This window comes from Pseudomonas sp. Irchel s3a10, assembly GCF_900187525.1.
Classification (GTDB): Bacteria; Pseudomonadota; Gammaproteobacteria; order Pseudomonadales; family Pseudomonadaceae; genus Aquipseudomonas; species Aquipseudomonas koreensis_G.
The window spans coordinates 348339-367296 of the sequence record NZ_FYDR01000004.1; the positions used below are offsets into that span (position 1 = coordinate 348339).

An 18958-nucleotide genomic window follows, 5' to 3' on the forward strand; every position below is an offset into this window, starting at 1 on the left:
TCAAAACCACGCATCCTGCATCGCCAGACACGTATCATCCCGCGCCTCCAGCAACGCCAGCTCATGCTGGCAACCCGGCACTTCCCACGTCAGGAAGTACCGCGCCGCCTGCAGCTTGCCCTTATAGAAGTCAGCATCCGCCGTATTGCCCTTGGCCAGCCCCTCCTCGGCGCGGATCGCCTGTTCCAGCCAGCGCCAGCCAATCACCGTGTGCCCGAACACTTTCAGGTACAGCGCCGAATTCGCCAGGCTGCTGTTGATCTTGCCCTGCGCCAGATCGGTGAGCAGGCCGATGGTCACCGCTTGCAGGCGCGCCACCAGTTTCTCCAATGGCTCACGCAGCGCGGTCAACGATTCATACGCAGTCGCGCGCTCGGCGGTGTCGGCGATCAGACGGATCAGTTGCTTCAATCCGGCGCCGCCGTTCTGCGCCAGTTTGCGCCCGAGCAAGTCCAGCGACTGAATGCCGTGGGTGCCTTCGTGGATCGGGTTCAAACGGTTGTCGCGGTAATACTGCTCCACCGGATACTCACGGGTGTAACCGTGGCCGCCGAGGATCTGGATCGCCAATTCGTTGGCCTTAAGGCAGAACTCCGACGGCCAGGATTTGACGATCGGCGTCAGCAAATCCAGCAACTCATGGGCCTGTTTGCGCTCGGCTTCGGTTTCCAGTGTGGTGGTGTCATCGAACAGCCGCGCGGCGTACAAGCCGAGGTCAAAGGCCCCTTCGACGTAGGACTTTTGCGTCAGCAGCATGCGTCTGACATCGGCGTGCTGAATGATCGCCACTGGCGCCGTGGTCGGATCCTTGCTGTCCGGCACTCGGCCTTGCGGGCGTTCGCGGGCGTATTCCAGCGAATACAGGTAGCCGGCGTAACCGAGCATCACCGCGCCCATACCGACGCCGATCCGCGCCTCGTTCATCATCTGGAACATGTAGCTCAAGCCATGGTGCGGCTTGCCCACCAAATAGCCGACACACTCGCCGTTATCGCCGAAGTTCAGTGCCGTGGAGGTGGTGCCGCGCCAGCCCATCTTGTGGAACAGCCCGGCCAGCAGCACATCGTTGCGCTGGCCGAGGCTGCCGTCAGCGTTGACCAGAAACTTCGGCACGATAAACAGCGAAATGCCTTTCACCCCCGGCGGCGCATCCGGCAGCTTGGCCAGGACCATGTGCACGATGTTTTCCGACAGCGGGTGATCGCCGCCGGAAATGAAGATCTTGTTACCCTTGAGCCGATAAGTGCCGTCGGACGCCGGCTCGGCGCGGGTACGAATATCCGACAGTGAGGAGCCGGCATGGGGTTCGGTGAGGGCCATGGTGCCGAAGAAACGGCCGTCGATCATTGGTTGCAGAAAGCGCTGTTTTTGCTCGTCGGTGCCAAAGCTTTCGATCAGGTTCGCCGCGCCCATGGTCAGGAACGGGTACGAGGTGGTCGCCGCGTTCGCCGCTTGAAAGTGCGCAAAGCACGCTTGTGACAGCAGCGTCGGCAGTTGCATGCCGCCCGCTTCGAAGCTGCGCGCAGCATTGAGGAAACCCGCCTCGAGGAATGCGTCCACCGCCGGTTTTACTTCGGGAATCAGCATCGCCTGTCCGCTCTCGTAGCGCGGCTCGTTCTCGTCGCCCTTGCGGTTGTGCGGTGCGAAGTATTTCTCGGCGATGCTGCGCGCAGTGCCGATCGCCGCGTCGAAGGTCTCACGATTGTGCTCGGCAAACCGCTCACGCCGGGTCAGGCCCTCGGCATCGAGGACTTCGTACAGCTCGAAAGCCAGATTGCGGGAACTGAGCAGCGTCTCGGACATGGCGGCCTACCTGAAATTTGGGGTTGGGCCGAGTCTAGGCGTGCTGATAAAGACTTAACAGGATGATTGATGACGGTGATGTTGGAGCCGAGCACCGACTTACCAAGCACCCCAAACAACTGTGGGAGCGGGCTTGCTCGCGAAAGCGGTGCATCAGTCACTGCAGATGTCGACTGACACTACGCCTTCGCGAGCAAGCCCGCTCCCACATTGGGATTTGATCGTCAGGCAACCATTGCGGTTGCCTGGCCCATCGGGTCTTAACCGATGGTCATCAAACTCGCATTACCACCCGCCGCAGCAGTGTTAACGCTCAACGCCCGCTCGATCACCAGACGCTCCAGCGCAATGCTGGTCTCGCCCTGGGACAGGCCCTGAACGCCAACGATCGCACCGGCGCGTTTGGCAATCTGCTGGCAGACACCACGCAACTGGTCGGAATGACCGTGATGCAGCACGGCATCAAACACCACTTCATCCTTGTGCCAGTCGGCAACCCGTTTGATCCGCGCCTGAACTTCCTTCGGCAGGCGTGCGAACAAGGCCTTGCTGATGTCGGACTCCGGCCATACCGCCGAACCGCCGACAGCCAGGACCGCCGCCAGTTGGGTCAACAGATCGCCTTCGACGTCCGCCAGGCACAGCACGTGTTCACGCGGCAGGATCGCGTAGCTGTTTTTCTCGCCGGTCGGGCCGGCCAGCACGCGGGTGATACCACTTTGCGATTGCGCGGCGTACTGCACGCACAGTGTGCTCAGGTCGGCGTATTTGTTGCTCTCGGCCCAAGCCTTGAAGGCGTTCAGCGGTTTGCTCATGGCATCACGCAGACGCACGTCCGGGGCGACGACCGCATCACCGCGAGCGAAGGATTGCTCGATCGCGTCAGTAGGGCGGGTCGACAGCAAGCGGTACAGGTACAGCGGGCCACCGGCTTTCGGGCCAGTCCCCGACAGGCCTTCGCCACCGAATGGCTGCACGCCGACCACGGCACCGACGATGTTGCGGTTGACGTAGACGTTACCGGCGTTGACGTTGTCGATCACCTTGGCGATGGTCTCGTCGATACGGGTGTGCACGCCGAGGGTCAGGCCATAACCGGAGGCATTGATCTGGCCGATCAACTGGTCGATGTCCTTGCGCTTGTAGCGCACCACGTGCAGCACCGGGCCGAAGATCTCGCGTTGCAGCTCGTCGAAGCTTTCCAGCTCGATCAGGGTCGGCATGACGAAGGTGCCGCGTTTGACTTCTTCGCTGTCGGCGATAGCCACCTGATAGACGCTACGACCTTTATCGCGCATGGCCTGGATGTGCTTGTCGATACCGGCCTTGGCTTCGGCGTCGATTACCGGGCCGATGTCCACGGACAGACGCTCAGGGTTGCCGAGACGGCTTTCAGCCATCGCGCCTTTGAGCATTTCGATGACGCGGTCGGCGGAATCTTCCTGCAGGCACAGTACACGCAGGGCCGAGCAACGCTGACCGGCGCTGTCGAAGGCCGAGGACACCACGTCGATCACCACTTGTTCGGTCAGTGCCGAGGAGTCGACGATCATCGCGTTCTGCCCGCCGGTTTCGGCGATCAGCGGAATCGGACGGCCCTGGCTGTCGAGACGGCCGGCGATGTTGCGCTGCAGCAGACGCGCAACTTCGGTAGAACCGGTGAACATCACGCCTTTGACGCGCTCATCACCGACCAGACCGGCACCGACGGTTTCACCGCGACCCGGCAGCAGTTGCAGCACACCTTCCGGAATCCCGGCTTCGAGCAGCAAGCGCACGGCTTGCGCGGCAACCAACGGAGTCTGTTCAGCCGGTTTGGCCAGTACCGGGTTACCGGCAGCCAGTGCGGCAGCGACCTGACCGCTGAAGATGGCCAGCGGGAAGTTCCACGGGCTGATGCACACTACCGGGCCCAGTGGGCGGTGGGCGTCATTGCTGAAGTCGTTGCGCGCCTGCACCGCGTAGTAGCGCAGGAAGTCGACCGCTTCGCGCACTTCGGCAATGGCGTTGGCGAAGGTCTTGCCGGCTTCACGGGCCAGCAGGCCCATCAGTGGCTGGATCTCGCCTTCCATCAGGTCGGCGGCTCGTTCCAGAATCGCTGCACGTTCGGCTGGCGGAGTGGCCTGCCAGATTGGCGCAGCATTCAGCGCGCACTGGATCGCGTTGTCGACGTCTTCGACGGTAGCTTCCTGCACATGGCCGACCACATCGCGGTGATCCGCCGGGTTCAGCACCGGTGCCGGGGCTTCGTTGCTGGAGGCGCAACCGAGCATCGGCGCGGCTTTCCAGTGGTTGTGCGCGGTGGCGAGCAGCGCGCAGGACAACGAGGCCAGACGATGTTCGTTGGCCATGTCGATGCCGGCGGAGTTGGCGCGCTCGGCACCGTATAGATCACGCGGCAGCGGAATGCGTGGGTGCGGCAGGCCGAAACCACCTTCCACGGTTGCCATCTGCTCGATCTGCGCCACCGGATCGGCCACCAGCTCCTGAATCGAAATCGACTGGTCGGCGATGCGGTTGACGAACGAGGTGTTTGCGCCGTTTTCCAGCAGACGACGCACGAGGTACGCCAGCAGGGTTTCGTGGGTGCCAACCGGTGCGTACACGCGGCACGGACGGTTCAGCTTGCCTTCGGAAACTTTGCCGACAACCTGCTCGTAGAGTGGTTCGCCCATGCCGTGCAGGCACTGGAATTCGTACTGGCCCGGGTAATAGTTCTGACCGGCAATGTGATAAATCGCCGACAGGGTGTGGGCGTTGTGCGTGGCGAACTGCGGGTAGATGACTTCCGGCACCGACAGCAGTTTGCGCGCGCAGGCAATGTAGGAAACGTCGGTGTACACCTTGCGGGTGTAGACCGGATAGCCTTCCAGACCTTCGACTTGGGCGCGCTTGATTTCGCTGTCCCAGTACGCGCCTTTCACTAGGCGGATCATCAGGCGATGGCGGCTGCGGCGAGCCAGATCGATCACGTAGTCGATCACGTATGGGCAACGCTTCTGATAAGCCTGAATCACGAAACCGATGCCGTTCCAGCCGGTCAGTTGCGGTTCGAAGCACAGGCGCTCGAGCAGATCCAGCGACAGCTCCAGACGGTCGGCTTCTTCAGCGTCGATGTTCAGGCCGATGTCGTATTGCTTGGCCAACAGGGTCAGCGACAGCAGGCGCGGGTACAGCTCGTCCATCACGCGCTCGTACTGCGCACGGCTGTATCGCGGGTGCAGGGCCGAGAGCTTGATGGAAATGCCCGGGCCTTCATAAATCCCACGGCCGTGGGAGGCTTTGCCGATCGAGTGGATGGCTTGTTCGTACGACGCCAGGTACTTCTGCGCGTCGTGTTCGGTGAGTGCCGCTTCACCGAGCATGTCGTAGGAGTAGCGGAAGCCCTTGGCTTCGAACTTGCTCGCGTTGGCCAGTGCTTCGGCGATGGTTTCGCCGGTGACGAACTGCTCGCCCATCAGGCGCATGGCCATGTCGACGCCCTTGCGGATCATCGGCTCGCCGCTCTTGCCGATGATCCGGCTCAGCGACGAAGTCAGGCCGGCTTCATTGTGGGTCGACACCAGTTTGCCGGTCAGCAGCAGACCCCAGGTCGCGGCGTTGACGAACAGCGACGGGCTGTTGCCCAGGTGCGGCTGCCAGTTGCCGGTGCTGATCTTGTCGCGGATCAGTGCATCGCGAGTGCCTTTGTCCGGGATGCGCAGCAGCGCTTCGGCCAGGCACATCAGCGCCACGCCTTCCTGGGACGACAGGGAAAATTCCTGCAGCAGGCCCTGAACAATGCCTGCACGACCGCCGGCACTTTTCTGGTTACGCAGTTTTTCCGCAATCGTCGCGGCGAGTTTGTTGGTGGCGTCGGCCATCGGTGCCGGCAGGCGCGCCTGCTCGATCAGCATCGGCACCACTTCCGGCTCAGGGCGACGGTAAGCAGCGGTGATCGATGCGCGCAGTACCGATTGCGGCAGGATGCTTTCAGCGAATTCGAGGAAGCACTGGTGGGCGTGATCGGTATGGACTTCACCGGCATCGTCGGTGTCTTTGGCGGTCAAACCGTTCAGCTCGGTCAGGGTTGCACCACCCTCGAGTTTTTCCAGGTAATTGAAAATTGCCTGCTTGATCAGCCAGTGCGGTGTGCGATCAATCGAGGTCGCGGCAGCCTTCAGGCGCTCGCGGGTCGGGTCATCGAGTTTGACCCCAAGGGTGGTGGTAGCCATATTTTTATCCTCATGGTTGCCACAGTTGCGTGGCATCAGCTGGCGGCAAGATTAGCCGTGCGCCGAAAGAGGTGCAACCGGGTGCAACCCTTTTTTGTCGGAAAAATAAACGCTTCGTCAGGAATTATTTTCTGGTACTGAAGTGCCGCTCCTGCTTGGTGCTTTTACTTCTAGCGGAGCGAGCTGACTGCGCTAAAAGGGAGCAAAAACGGCCTGTTTATCGGTATATCCGACTAGGTGCAACTTAATCACCAGAAACTGGTTGCACCTTTTTTGGTTTGTTGCATAGCATTCGCGCCCAAGGTGCAACCGGGAATACCCGGTGCATCGGCTGGTGGCTTTCCTGGGGAAACATCAGTCCTAAATGCGCGGGATCCCGATTCGTCTGCCAAACGTCGTCGTTTGTGTGCGATAGATCACCGCTGCTACATAAAAACAAAGCCAGGGCGTAACTTAATGAGCGTAAGCAATCCAACACTGATCACGTTCGTGATCTACATCGCAGCAATGGTGCTGATCGGCTTCATGGCCTATCGCTCCACCAACAACCTTTCTGATTACATTCTTGGCGGCCGCAGCCTTGGCAGCGTCGTCACGGCTCTGTCTGCCGGTGCTTCCGACATGAGCGGCTGGTTGCTGATGGGCCTGCCGGGCGCCATCTACATGTCCGGTCTGTCCGAAAGCTGGATCGCCATCGGCCTGATCGTCGGCGCCTACCTGAACTGGCTGTTCGTCGCCGGCCGTCTGCGCGTGCAGACCGAGCACAACGGCGATGCCCTGACCCTGCCGGACTACTTCTCCAGCCGTTTCGAAGACAAAAGCGGCCTGCTGCGTATCATCTCGGCGGTGGTGATTCTGGTGTTCTTCACCATTTACTGCGCTTCCGGCATCGTGGCTGGCGCCCGTCTGTTCGAAAGCACTTTCGGCATGTCCTACGAGACGGCGCTGTGGGCCGGTGCTGCGGCGACGATTGCCTACACCTTCGTCGGCGGTTTCCTCGCGGTGAGCTGGACTGACACCGTGCAAGCCACGCTGATGATCTTCGCCCTGCTGCTGACGCCGATCATCGTGCTGCTGGCCACCGGCGGCGTCGATACCACGTTCCTGGCCATCGAGGCGCAGGACCCGAGCAACTTCGACATGCTCAAGGGCACCACTTTCATCGGCATCATCTCGCTGATGGGCTGGGGTCTGGGTTACTTCGGTCAACCGCATATCCTCGCGCGTTTCATGGCCGCTGACTCGGTGAAGTCGATTGCCAACGCCCGTCGCATCTCCATGACCTGGATGATTCTGTGCCTGGGCGGCACCGTCGCTGTGGGCTTCTTCGGTATCGCCTACTTCTCGGCGCACCCGGAAGTCGCCGGTCCCGTGACCGAGAACCACGAGCGGGTGTTCATCGAGCTGGCGAAAATCCTCTTCAACCCATGGATTGCTGGCGTGCTGTTGTCGGCCATTCTGGCTGCTGTGATGAGCACCCTGAGCTGCCAGTTGCTGGTGTGCTCGAGCGCCCTGACCGAAGACTTCTACAAAACCTTCCTGCGCAAATCCGCCTCCCAGGTAGAACTGGTGTGGGTCGGCCGCGCGATGGTGTTGCTGGTGGCGCTGATCGCTATCGCCATGGCCGCCAATCCGGAAAACCGCGTACTGGGCCTGGTGTCCTACGCCTGGGCCGGTTTCGGTGCCGCGTTCGGTCCGGTGGTGCTGATCTCGGTGATCTGGAAAGACATGACCCGCAACGGCGCACTGGCCGGCATCCTGGTCGGCGCGATCACCGTCGTGGTCTGGAAGCATTTCGAACTGCTGGGTCTGTACGAAATCATCCCGGGCTTCATCTTCGCCAGTCTGGCCATCTACATCGTCAGCAAAATGGGCGAGCCAACCAAAGGCATGGTGCAGCGCTTCGAAGCGGCGGAAAAAGATTTCCACCTGAACAAGTGATGCATTGAGCTTCGGCTCACAAGAGAGCGGCCCGTTTCCTACTGGAGGCGGGCCGTTTTTTTATGCCTGCAATACCCCTGACTCAGCATAGATCCCCTGTGGGAGCGGGCTTGCTCGCGAATGCGGTGGGTCAAATGAAATCAATGTCGACTGACACGGCCCTTTCGCGAGCAAGCCCGCTCCCACAGTTGTTCGGTGGTGAGTTTGAGAGGTTGTCTGTAGTCGCATGCGCCGATTTTCGAAGGCTTTTTCACCAGAAAAAGTAGGGCAAATCTGATTTTCCCGTCACCCACCCAACACCCCTTGCCCCTCATGCAGAATCGCCCGCCCTCAATCTGCAGAGAGACATCGGATGTTCGCGCCTGCCAATCAACCGCGTTTCACGTTGACCCTAGAAGGCGCCCAAATTGATCTCAAAGTCCTTGAGTTCACGGGCAAGGAAGCCATCAGCCAACCCTTTCGTTTCGAGCTGGAACTGGTCAGTGAGCGACCGGATCTGGACCTCGAAAGCCTGCTGCACCGTCAGGCGTTTCTGAGATTCGATGCGGAAGGTTCCGGTGTCCATGGTCAGATTTATCAGGTCGGGCAGGGTGATTCCGGGAAGCGTCTGACGCGCTATCACTTAAGCCTGGTACCGCGTCTGACCTACCTTGGGCATCGCATCAATCAGCGGATTTTTCAGCATCAGACGGTGCCGCAAATCGTCGCGCAGGTGCTCAAGGATCATTCGATTCTGCGCGATGCATTCGAATTTCGCCTAGGCAGCGAGTACCCGGAGCGCGAGTACTGCGTGCAATACGCCGAAAGTGACCTCGCGTTTATCCAGCGCCTGTGCGCCGAAGTCGGCATTCATTACCACTTTCAGCACAGCCCGGAAGGTCACCTGTTGGTGTTCGGTGATGATCAGACGGTGTTCCCGAAACTGGCTCGACCGACGCTGTATCTGCCCGGCAGCGGCATGGCCGGTGGCGCGCCGGCGATCAATCGTTTCAATGTTCGCGTGGAGACCCGTACCAGCGTAGTGACCCGGCGCGATTACAACTTCATCAAGCCGCGTCTGCAGTTGCAAAGTCGAGTCGACGGTGAGCTGCGCCCGGTGCTCGAGGATTATCACTTCCCCGGCCAATTCAACGATCGTGAAACCGGCAAGCACCTCGCCCAAAGAGCGCTGGAGCGACATGTCGCCGATTACCGTCAGGCCGAGGGCGTCAGCGACGAATCCGCATTGGTTTGTGGACATTTCCTGCAACTGATCGACCATCCGCGTAGCGACTGGAACGACCTGTGGCTGCTGACCTCGGTCGAACACCACGGCCGACAGCCGCAAGTGCTGGAGGAGTCGGTGACCAGCGATGGGGAAGCATTCCAGGGTTACCGTAATACCTTTCTTGCCACGCCGTGGGATGTGTTCTTTCGACCGGCGTTGGGACCGGAAAAACCGCGCATGCTCGGCTATCAACCGGCGGTTGTCACCGGGCCGCCGGACAGCGAAATCCACTGCGACGAGTTTGGGCGGGTCAAGGTGCAACTGGCCTGGGATCGCGACGGCGAACTCAACGAGCATTCCAGTTGCTGGCTGCGCGTCGCCAGGGGTTGGGCGCATGACCGTTACGGCAGCGTGCTGATCCCGAGGGTCGGCATGGAAGTGCTGGTCGGTTTCATCGATGCTGATGCCGACAAACCGCTGGTCATGGGTTGTCTGCCAAACGCCGCGACTCCGGTGCCGCTGGATTTGCCAGCGGACAAGACCCGCAGCATCTTCCGCAGCCAGAGCAGTCCCGGTGGCGGCGGTTACAACGAGCTTCGAATCGAGGACAAAAAGGGCGCCGAAGAAATCTACCTGCGCGCCCAGCGCAACTGGACCCAGCATGTACTGCACGACCAACAGGTGCAGGTCGATAACCAGCGCAGCATCGTGGTCACGGGTACCGCCAAACATGAGTTGCGGGCCGACGAACAACGCATTACTCATGGTCAGCGCCAGACCGAAGTGAAACAGGACGATCACCTGACGGTGGTTGGCGATCGGCATATTCGGGTGAGCAATCAGATGACCAGCGCCAGCGCGCAAATCCACGTCAGTGCCGGGCAACAAGTGGTAATCGACGGCGGCGCGAGCGCGACGATTCAGGCCGGCGGGCAGTGGATCAACATCGGTCCCGGCGGGATTTTCAGTAGCGTGCCGATTGTCGTGGGCGGCGCGCCGATGGCAGCGATGAACGCCGCGCCGGTGGTGCCGGGGTTGCCGGAGAAACTGGCCGCAGCGCCGGCGGCCATGCTCACCGCCGCACAAATCATGAGTTTCAAAGGCGATGCGCCGTTCTGCGAAGAGTGTGAGCGTTGCAAGGATGGTGTTTGTGCAGCCTGATTGCCTCATGCCGGCAGAGTGGCTGGCGCGTGAACCGCTGAAACCTTCGGAACAACTGTTCGCGATCTTCAGTAACGCCAGCGACGCCAGGCCTCCATTGGTCGCACCTAAGCCGATCTGGGCGGAGACGATCTACGCCGAGTGGGACGCGGTGATGCCCTTCGTGGGAATTGTCGCTACTGACAGTGAGTTTCTCGATTGGGTGGCCTCTACCGAGTCTTGCGACTGGGGTTGGCTGGCGGTGTCTTCGGCGAGTCTGGAAGTGCTGGTCGAGCACTTTCGCAGCCTGACTCAGGTGCTGATGCCGGACGGCAAAGCGGTGTTCTTTCGGTTTTGGGATGGGCGGTTTTTGTTGCCGATCTTGCAGTCGGATGCCGTGGATCCGGCGCAGTTGTTGCCGGTGATTTCACGCGGACTGATCAATGGTCAGGCCTTGGAAATCGGGGGGCGGGCGCCGGTTTCGGGGCGGGCTTTTCCTTGGTGGGCGGTGCCTGATTCGGTATTGGCTTCGGCAGGGGATGACGTTCGGGTCGGCAACGCCGTGCAGTGGCTGAGCGAGGAGCATCCGGCGTTGTTCGAGGCTTTTCCTGAGGCTGTACTGCGCTGCAAGATCGGGCAGTTTTTTCAGCGCTCAACGTCGGAAGAATCGTCGCAATCGGCGTTGTTGGCGTATTTGCTGGCAGAGTCGGAGTGACATTTCCGGGCGAAGGCTTCGGACGCTTCCTTCGAGTTGCGGCGGTTTTCATGAACTGGTGGGCGATGGGTTGCAGGGATAGTCTTAAAAGGTCACCGCAGATGCGGCGACAGGGTGTAGGAGCCTTGAGACTAGAAGAGTGCATAAACGTCATTGCCCGATTTGCGGCAGTCTACGTGCGTCCGTAAGATCATTTGCGGCGGCTATGCGCGGGCACGCTTCGGCGTGGCCGAGTTCTCTGGTCTCGGTACTCCTACCCCGCGCACGGCTGCCACCCAAACCCGTAGGAGGGAAATGGTGGACGCCCACTTCACTACCAGAGGTTCAAAAGATGACGACGCTTAAACCGGATCCACCCTACGAAAAATACATTCCCCACCCCGACAACCGCTACATGGCCCTGACCAGCAACTGCAACGACATGCCCACGCTGTTCGTCGACACCCACGCCCCCTCCGACGTCCTGATGGACGCCGCCAACTACCGCATCCGCACTGTCGTCCAGGTGCTGGAAAACCTGTGCATGCGCGGTTCGATCGAGTGCGACTCGATGATCCTCAGCGACTTCGCCCAGCTCTGCGTGATTCCGTTGCGCGACGGTTGTGATGTGCTGGATGTCATCGGCAAGCGGTTGCGCGCGATGCCTTCCTGAGTTTCCAGAAGCAAAATCAAAAGATCGCAGCCTTCGGCAGCTCCTACATGGAATCCCCTGTAGGAGCTGCCGAAGGCTGCGATCTTTTGACGTTGAGGGTACGGCAGTCAGTCTGAGATATACGCATCCTGCGACTTGATAAATGCTTCGAAGGCAGGTGAGTTGTAAATTTCGAGGCAAGAATAAAACACAACATTTTTGCCCGACTGCTTGCTGGTAGAAGAAGCCTTCGCATATGCGTCTGTCATGAATTTTTCGGTTTCCGCATAAGGGTCATGGATGACTTCAAGCGTATCTTCATTCTGCGATATTGCGTGTTGCCCTTTCCCCATGGCGGAGTAAGCGCCGATAGCAAGTCCGATATCCGACTTAATATCGGACTGATTTTTGAATTGACTTGAAATACAGTTGGCGAGTCCGTAATTCTTCAATGAAGTCCTCGCACTGTTCACGTCAACTTCGCTCGCTAGGGCATTGCCAGAAAGGCCCAAAACGCTCAATGCGATGATTAGTTGGAATTTCATCCCTTTAACTCCCAAAAGTTGATCTTTTCCAGCTTTACGCTTGGCCGGTCGTAAGTGTGGCTATCCGGACGATGGTAGTCGCTGTTGTCTCCGGTGGTGCTGCCATTCCATAAAGTCGCATGACCCGTAGCATCGAGCCATCCCGTGATCTCCATGATAATCACGCCTTTCTTGCCATTGATGAAATCTGCCTCACTCATTTTTAGCTCGCGATCCGGAGCGCCCCAGTTGTGTTTCAGGAACGTCAGAAAATCTGCGACTTTCATAATGTAGGGGAGTTGGTCTGCACCGGCCAGACGATAAATGGACTTGCTCGGAATGATCGTTCCTTTCGGAATTTTGTATCCGCCATAATTAAATCCCCTGCTTATCCTCAGTGCGCAAGCGTTCGCGTAAGCGTCAGGCTTTTCTGCTCGGGCTGCCTCAACGTTACCCCCAACAAGCGCATAAACATCAATTGAGCTTTTCAGGCCAACTTCCGCGTAAGCAGTCCACAGAGTGCTGAATTTTGGACGCTTTACGACGATGTTAGTGGTTACGCCACCTGAGCTGATATTGAGCTGAGCCATTAGACTTCACCTTCCATGTCGAAGACTTCACCTTGAAAAGCGTTTGGAATAATCGCTATACCTTTCGCCCCCACGAGGCCGGACAGAGTTTTTTCTGCTGCACCCGTGATCGTCACACTAACGATCTCGCCGGGTGAGTAACCCGAAGTTTTTACATGAATATTCAGGTCGGTGTAGAAGCGAGAAACCGAGTCGACCGGAATCTGGCTCTCCCCATATGAAAACGTAATGCGTTGAATACTCTTTGGTTTGGGGATCAAAGGGATGATGGCTGAGAAGCTCGCAGCGCTGTGTTCGCCGCCGCCAAAAACGGATGATTGACCAGAGAGAACAGTGTTGGATTTCGGTGGACAACCACACGCTACATAATCGCCCTCTAGCGCAACCGGCCCTGCAGGTAGAGTGACTGTTCTTGGTCCGACAGCGACGATGGGGCCTTTGCCAGGAGGGCATACAGGGCAACTGGCTATGTGTCCGATGGACGAAGTGCTCACGGCGTAATCAATGTTAATTCCGACGTTTCCTTCCAGTACCGAGCCTCCTGTTGAAGTTGGAGCACCGATTCCGATCACCTTTCTACCCATGTAAATTTCCCTCTTTACAGGTTTTAAGTGAGACGGATCTTCGCATTCCCTCTGCGATTGGAACGACGTGAATTCAGTAGGAAGATGTTTCTTTATGTTGCTTTTGTCGCGATGAGGAGTGGACGGTCGCTGCCAACCACCGCATCCGCACCGTCGTCCAAGTGCTGGAAAACCTGTGCATGCGCGGCTCGATCGAGTGCGACTCGATGATCCTCAGCGACTTCGCCCAGCTCTGCGTGATTCCGTTACGTGATGGGTGTGATGTACTCGATGTCATCGGCAAGCGGTTGCGCGCGATGCCTTCCTGAATTTCCAGGAACAAGACCAAAAGATCGCAGCCTTCGGCAGCGCCTACACGGGATCATCTGTAGGAGCTGCCGAAGGCTGCGATCTTTTGACGTTGAGGGTGCGGCAGTCAGTCTGCAATAGCGGACAGACCGATGTCTTTTTCCAATGCTGAATTTTCTTTGAATGGCTTCAGGATGCAGTGACTCAAACCGTAGTTCTTGAGCATTAGGCGAGCCTGGTCAGCATTTTTTTCGTCACTGAGGGCCAGGGATGAGGCAGTAAGAGACAGTAAAGAAATAATGAAATGACGCATGGTTTTTTGACGTCCTGTCGGTCATGTCGGGCAAATGTAACTCCATCAATCCATGCCCTCACCCTAGCCCCCCGAAACGTCGGACCGCCCAGAGGGCGAGGGGACTGACCGAGGTGTCTGGGCGATATACGCCGACTTGCGACTGCTGCGGTGATCTTCGATTGGCCAAGCCTGAGATCACGTTGATCTTTCAGGTCGATGTAACCCGCAAGATCACCACCGTCAGTCCCCTCTCCCAGCGGGAGAGGGCTAGGGTGAGGGAAAGGCTTTTGCCCGCTCGGCCGCCACCCCCTGACTTGCCGTCCGGTAAAAGGTAAACTTCACGGCCCTCGCAGGAGCAGCCATGAATTATCGTCACGCCTTCCATGCCGGCAATCACGCCGATGTGTTCAAACACCTGACCTTGACCCGCCTCATCGCCCTGATGTCGCGCAAGGAGCAGCCGTTTGCCTATCTCGACACGCACGCCGGTATCGGTCTGTATGACTTGCAGGGCGATCAGGCCAACCGTACCGGCGAGTATCTGGAAGGCATCGCGCGCTTGTGGGATCAGCCGGATCTGCCGGCGCTGACCGCCGACTATATGAAGGTGCTGCACGAGATGAACCCGGATGGCCAGTTGCGCTACTACCCGGGTTCGCCGGAGCTGGCGCGGCGTCTGACCCGGCCGCAGGATCGGGTGATGCTCAACGAGAAACACCCGGAAGACGGCGTGCAGCTCAAAGAGAACATGGCCGGCGACCGTCGGGTAAAGGTGCATCTCGGCGAGGGCTGGCATGTGGCACGGGCGATGCTGCCGGTGCAGGAGAAACGTGCGGTGATGCTGATCGATCCGCCGTTTGAGCAGCTCGACGAGATGCAAAAGTGTGCGGCGTCGCTGAAAGAAGCGATTGGCCGGATGCGTCAAACCGTGGCGGCGATCTGGTACCCGGTGAAGGATCAGCGTGCGTTGCGGCGGTTTTATCAGGATCTGGCCGGTACCGGCGCGCCGAAGTTGCTGCGCGTGGAGTTGCTGGTGCATCCGCTGGATACGCCGAACAGCCTGAACGGGTCCGGGATGGCGATTGCCAATCCGCCGTGGGGGCTGGAGGAAGAGTTGCGTGAGCTGTTGCCTTGGTTGTCGAAGAAGCTTGGGCAGACCCAGGGTGGGTGGCAGATGGATTGGTTGATCGCCGAGAGCTGATCAATTGGTTTAACGGTGTCTGATCGGACGCCTTCGCGGGCAAGCCCGCTCCCACAGGGTTCGCGCAGATTCTGGAATCGCGCACGACCTTGTGAGAGCGGGCTTGCCCGCGATGCTTTTAGGACTTAGTTACCCGCCAGGCTCGGAGGCATGCACACGCCGGTGCCGCCAATTCCGCAGTAGCCTTCCGGGTTTTTCGCCAGGTATTGCTGGTGGTACGCCTCGGCGAAGTACACGGTCGGCGCCTGCTCGATCTCGGTGCTGATTTCGCCCAGACCCGCCTTCGACAGTTCAGCCTGATACACCTCTTTGCTCTTCAGCGCCGCGTCGAGGTGCTCCGGGCTGGTCGCGTAGATCACCGAACGGTACTGGGTGCCGATGTCGTTGCCCTGACGCATGCCCTGCGTCGGGTTATGCAGTTCCCAGAACATTGCCAGCAGCTCTTCGTAGCTGACTCTGGCTTTGTCATACACCACCAGCACTACTTCAGCGTGGCCGGTCAGGCCCGAGCAGACTTCTTCGTAGGTCGGGTTCGGCGTGTAGCCGCCGGCGTAGCCGACCACCGTGCTGACCACGCCTTCGCGCTGCCAGAAACGGCGTTCCGCACCCCAGAAGCAACCCAAGCCGAAGATCGCAAAGTCGACGTCCTGGAAAAACGGGCCGAGCAGCGGAGTTTCTTCGAAGACGAAATGCTTTTCAGGCAGGGTCATCGCAGTTTCGCGGCCGGGCAGAGCTTGATCTTTGGTCGGTAGCACGTTTTTGTTCACCAGAATTTCCGAGCGTAGAACCATGATCGTTCCTCTCAGTCAGGATGGGATGTAAAAAGTCAGACCGCCAGTGTGCCCAATGATGCCGGATTTCGCACTATTCAAATGTGGGAGCGGGCTTGCTCGCGAAAGCGGTGTGTCAGTCGATATCAACATTGCCTGACAAACCGCATTCGCGAGCAAGCCCGCTCCCACAAGGGGAATTCATCGACAGGGATATCTGTGGGGGCTAGAGGCAGAGCGGGCCGCGCGGGTAGCGCTTGAGCGCCTGGATCAGCTCGGCGCCGGGGATCGGCCGGTCGAACAGGTAGCCCTGGCCGACGTCGCAGCGGTGGCGACGCAGGAACGCCAGTTGCTCGGCGGTCTCGATGCCTTCGGCCACGACTTTGAGTTTCAGGTTGTGGGCCATGGCGATCACCGCGGAGGTGATTTCCATGTCGTCCTGGTTGTCGGGGATTTCGTGGATGAAGCTGCGATCGATCTTGATGATGTCGATCGGGAATTTCTTCAGGTAGCTGAGTGACGAGTAGCCGGTACCGAAGTCGTCCATGGCCAGGGTCAGGCCCAGGCGCTTGAGCTGGTCGAGCTGCAAGTGGGTGTCTTCGGTGGCTTCCAGCAGCAGGCCTTCGGTCAGCTCCAGTTCGAGCAGATTGGCCGGCAGCGCTTCTTCCTTGAGGATATTGGCGATGGACGCGACCAGATCCGGATCAGAGAACTGCTTCGGCGAGAGGTTGATCGCCACTTGCAGGTTGCCCATGCCCGCCGCGGTCAGCGCCTTGCTCATGCGGCAGGCCTGACGCGCGATCCACTTGCCGATCGGAATGATCAGGCCTGTCTCTTCGGCGACGCTGATGAACTGGTCCGGGCGAATCATGCCGCGTTCCGGGTGGTTCCAGCGCAGCAGCGCTTCCATGCCCAGCAGGCGACCGCTGCGCAGGCACAGCTTGGGCTGGTAGAACACGTCCAGCTCGTTCTGGGTCAGGGCGCGGCGCAGGTTGTTCTCGACGAACAGCTTGTAGCTGGCCTCGGCGTTCAGTGCTTCGGTAAACACCTGCACCTGATGTTTACCGTTGGCCTTGGCCTTGTGCAGTGCGAGGCCGGCGTTGCGCATCAGGGTCTGCGGATCGCGGCCATGCAGCGGCGCACAGGCCAGGCCCACGGAGCCGGTGACGCTGATCAGCTGGTTGTCGACGAACATCGGTTTGTCGAGGGTCGCCAGCAGTTGATTGGCAATCTGTTGGCCGGTGGCGAGGTCGGTGTCGTCGAGCAGCACCGCAAACTCGTTACTGGCGAAGCGCGCGAGGCTGCCACTCGGGCTGAGGCTGTTGCGCAGGCGCCGGGCAAGGCTGATCAACAGTTTGTCGCCGGTCTGGTGACCGAGGCTGTCGTTGATCCGCTTGAAGTTGTCGATGTCCACCAGCAGCAGACTGATCGGCGTATCGCTATCGCGGGCGAAGCGTTCGTCCAGATTGCGGATAAACGCCGGGCGGTTGCCGAGGTTGGTCAGGTTGTCGGTGTACGCCAGGCGTTCGATGCGCTGCTGCGCCAGTTTGGTCTGGGTGATGTCTTCGTAGATGCCGATGTAGTGCGTCAGCTCACGGTTGTCGCCGTACACCTTGGAGATCGACAACTGGCCCCAGTACGGTTCGAGGTTCTTGCGCCGGCTCTTGAATTCGCCCTGCCAGCTGTTGCTCTTGGCCAGCGCCGAAGGCGCGTCGAACAGCAGCTCGCTGAGGTTCTCCAGCGCCGGCAGTTCCGACAGGCGCTGGCCGTGGACTTCCTCGGTGGAGTACTGGGTAATCGCGGTGAAGCTCGGGTTGACGTACTCGACCACGCCGTCGCAATTGACCAGCAGAAAGGCGTTGGCGCTTTGCTCGACCGCGCGCTGGAACAGGTGCAGGGCGCTGGTGGCGGTGCGGCGATTGTGGTTGTTGATGACCTGAGCGAACTGGTCGGCCAGCTCACCGGCAAAGGCGATTTCATCGGACTGCCAGGCGCGGGTGACGCCGGTCTGCTCCAGACAGAGCACGCCGACCACCTGGCCGTCGACCCGGATGCTGGCGTCGAGCATCGCGTTGACGTCACGCGGGCGCAGGGCTTCGGCCATCTCGCGGGTGCGCGGGTCGCGCATCGCATTGTGCGCGTCGATGGCGCGGCTGCCGTGCAGCGCTTCCATGTAGTCGGGGAAACCGCTGATGTCGATCACCTCCGGCAGGATGTATTCCTGCGTGGCGCGGTGATACGCGGAAATCGGCACCAGCAGATTGCCTTCGAGGTTCCACAGGCTGGCGCAGTCGATTTCATAGATGTCGCAGGCGCAGCGGGTGATCAGTTCAGCGGCTTCCTGCAGCGAGTTATGGCTGCTGTAGCGCTGGCGCGCGAGCAGCAGAATCAGATCCTGCTGGGCGCGTACGCGATCGAGGTGCTGCAGTTGTTCCTGCTGGGCGCGCTGGTTGAGTTCGAGGGCGATCTGCAGGCGCGAGTTCTGGGTTTCGAGATCGACCGAGGGCAACGCTGGTGCCTCGTCGAACACATTATCGACCGCCAGCAGATAACCGCGCAGCAAGTGCCGATTGTGCTGCTTATAGGCTTCGCCGAGTTCGAGGATGCTCAAGTCGCCAGCGGCGGTGTGCAAGGTGTAGCGCACCAGATAATGCGGGCTGTTGCACAGTTGTTGCTGAATATTGTCGTGCAGTTGATAACGCGCTTCGGGCTCCATCAGGCTGGCGTAGGGCGAGCCGACCAGAGCACACAGTTCAACGGCCGGCTGGCCGAACTGGCGTTCGCAATTGGGATCGAGAAACAGCATCGCCCAACTGGCTTCATTCAAGCGCTCGAAACGCAGCATGCCGAGCCGCGAGGGCACAGGCAACTGCGTCACTACCTCGGCCGCCATACGGCTGGCGGCATCGGGTTGGCTCTTCATGAAGGAACTCGCTTGGAAATATGCTGAACGCGCCGGGCTCTCGCCCTCTTTACTGTTGCCTGCGGCAAGGTTGCATCATTGCGGCACCGACTGACAAGAGAGATGAAGGCCAAGTGCTATAAGAATGTGTCG

The 18958-nt window shown here is 59.6% G+C and carries 13 protein-coding genes and 1 pseudogene; 6 read left to right on the forward strand and 8 right to left on the reverse strand.

Going from position 1 to position 18958, the window contains the following annotated elements; all coding sequences use genetic code 11:
• Both CKW11_RS14510 and putA read right to left on the reverse strand, forming a co-directional pair.
• Positions 1-1803, reverse strand: a complete 1803-nt coding sequence (locus CKW11_RS14510; RefSeq protein WP_095138058.1) for an acyl-CoA dehydrogenase — start codon at positions 1801-1803, stop codon at positions 1-3.
• Positions 1804-2063: 260 nt separating this feature from the next.
• Positions 2064-6017, reverse strand: a complete 3954-nt coding sequence (gene putA, locus CKW11_RS14515; protein ID WP_095138059.1) for a trifunctional transcriptional regulator/proline dehydrogenase/L-glutamate gamma-semialdehyde dehydrogenase — start codon at positions 6015-6017, stop codon at positions 2064-2066.
• Between the two features lie 456 nt (positions 6018-6473).
• On the opposite strand from putA, the gene putP reads away from it, so the two are divergent.
• From putP to CKW11_RS14535, 4 genes are all read left to right on the forward strand, one after another.
• Positions 6474-7958, forward strand: coding sequence for a sodium/proline symporter PutP (putP, locus tag CKW11_RS14520; protein ID WP_095138060.1), 1485 nt, complete (start codon positions 6474-6476; stop codon positions 7956-7958).
• Positions 7959-8310: 352 nt separating this feature from the next.
• Positions 8311-10326, forward strand: a complete 2016-nt coding sequence (locus CKW11_RS14525) for a type VI secretion system tip protein VgrG (RefSeq protein ID WP_095138061.1) — start codon at positions 8311-8313, stop codon at positions 10324-10326.
• The gene (locus CKW11_RS14530) at positions 10316-11020 is read left to right on the forward strand and encodes a DUF4123 domain-containing protein (RefSeq protein ID WP_095138062.1); all 705 of its coding nucleotides are present in this window, start codon (positions 10316-10318) and stop codon (positions 11018-11020) included. Before CKW11_RS14525 ends, CKW11_RS14530 begins: the two co-directional genes overlap by 11 nt.
• A gap of 331 nt (positions 11021-11351) precedes the next feature.
• Complete coding sequence (locus CKW11_RS14535; protein WP_095138063.1) at positions 11352-11672, forward strand: hypothetical protein; 321 nt, start codon at positions 11352-11354, stop codon at positions 11670-11672.
• Between the two features lie 107 nt (positions 11673-11779).
• Here CKW11_RS14535 and CKW11_RS14540 read toward each other — a convergent pair whose 3' ends face one another.
• Genes CKW11_RS14540 through CKW11_RS14550 form a run of 3 tightly spaced genes read right to left on the reverse strand, consistent with a single transcriptional unit; the run spans position 11780 to position 13349 of the window.
• Positions 11780-12196: a hypothetical protein gene (locus CKW11_RS14540; RefSeq protein WP_095138064.1), complete on the reverse strand. Its 417-nt coding sequence runs from the start codon at positions 12194-12196 to the stop codon at positions 11780-11782.
• On the reverse strand, positions 12193-12765 hold the full coding sequence (locus CKW11_RS14545; RefSeq protein WP_095138065.1) for a type VI secretion system amidase effector protein Tae4: 573 nt from the start codon (positions 12763-12765) through the stop codon (positions 12193-12195). Before CKW11_RS14545 ends, CKW11_RS14540 begins: the two co-directional genes overlap by 4 nt.
• Complete coding sequence (locus CKW11_RS14550) at positions 12765-13349, reverse strand: PAAR domain-containing protein (RefSeq protein ID WP_095138066.1); 585 nt, start codon at positions 13347-13349, stop codon at positions 12765-12767. Before CKW11_RS14550 ends, CKW11_RS14545 begins: the two co-directional genes overlap by 1 nt.
• A gap of 128 nt (positions 13350-13477) precedes the next feature.
• On the opposite strand from CKW11_RS14550, the pseudogene CKW11_RS14555 reads away from it, so the two are divergent.
• Positions 13478-13657, forward strand: a pseudogene (locus tag CKW11_RS14555) (hypothetical protein); the annotation flags it as partial.
• Between the two features lie 107 nt (positions 13658-13764).
• Here CKW11_RS14555 and CKW11_RS14560 read toward each other — a convergent pair.
• On the reverse strand, positions 13765-13950 hold the full coding sequence (locus CKW11_RS14560) for a hypothetical protein (RefSeq protein ID WP_095138067.1): 186 nt from the start codon (positions 13948-13950) through the stop codon (positions 13765-13767).
• A gap of 343 nt (positions 13951-14293) precedes the next feature.
• Here CKW11_RS14560 and CKW11_RS14565 point away from each other — a divergent pair, with 343 nt between their 5' ends.
• Positions 14294-15133 (forward strand): 23S rRNA (adenine(2030)-N(6))-methyltransferase RlmJ, encoded by an 840-nt coding sequence (locus tag CKW11_RS14565; RefSeq protein WP_003220988.1) that lies wholly within the window; start codon positions 14294-14296, stop codon positions 15131-15133.
• Positions 15134-15258: 125 nt separating this feature from the next.
• On the opposite strand, the gene msrA is transcribed toward CKW11_RS14565, so the two are convergent.
• Positions 15259-15924, reverse strand: a complete 666-nt coding sequence (gene msrA, locus CKW11_RS14570; RefSeq protein ID WP_095138068.1) for a peptide-methionine (S)-S-oxide reductase MsrA — start codon at positions 15922-15924, stop codon at positions 15259-15261.
• A 205-nt stretch (positions 15925-16129) separates the two neighbouring features.
• Positions 16130-18826 carry a bifunctional diguanylate cyclase/phosphodiesterase gene (locus CKW11_RS14575; RefSeq protein WP_095138069.1) on the reverse strand — a complete coding sequence of 899 codons (2697 nt, stop codon included), beginning with the start codon at positions 18824-18826 and terminating at the stop codon, positions 16130-16132.
• Positions 18827-18958 lie beyond the last annotated feature (132 nt).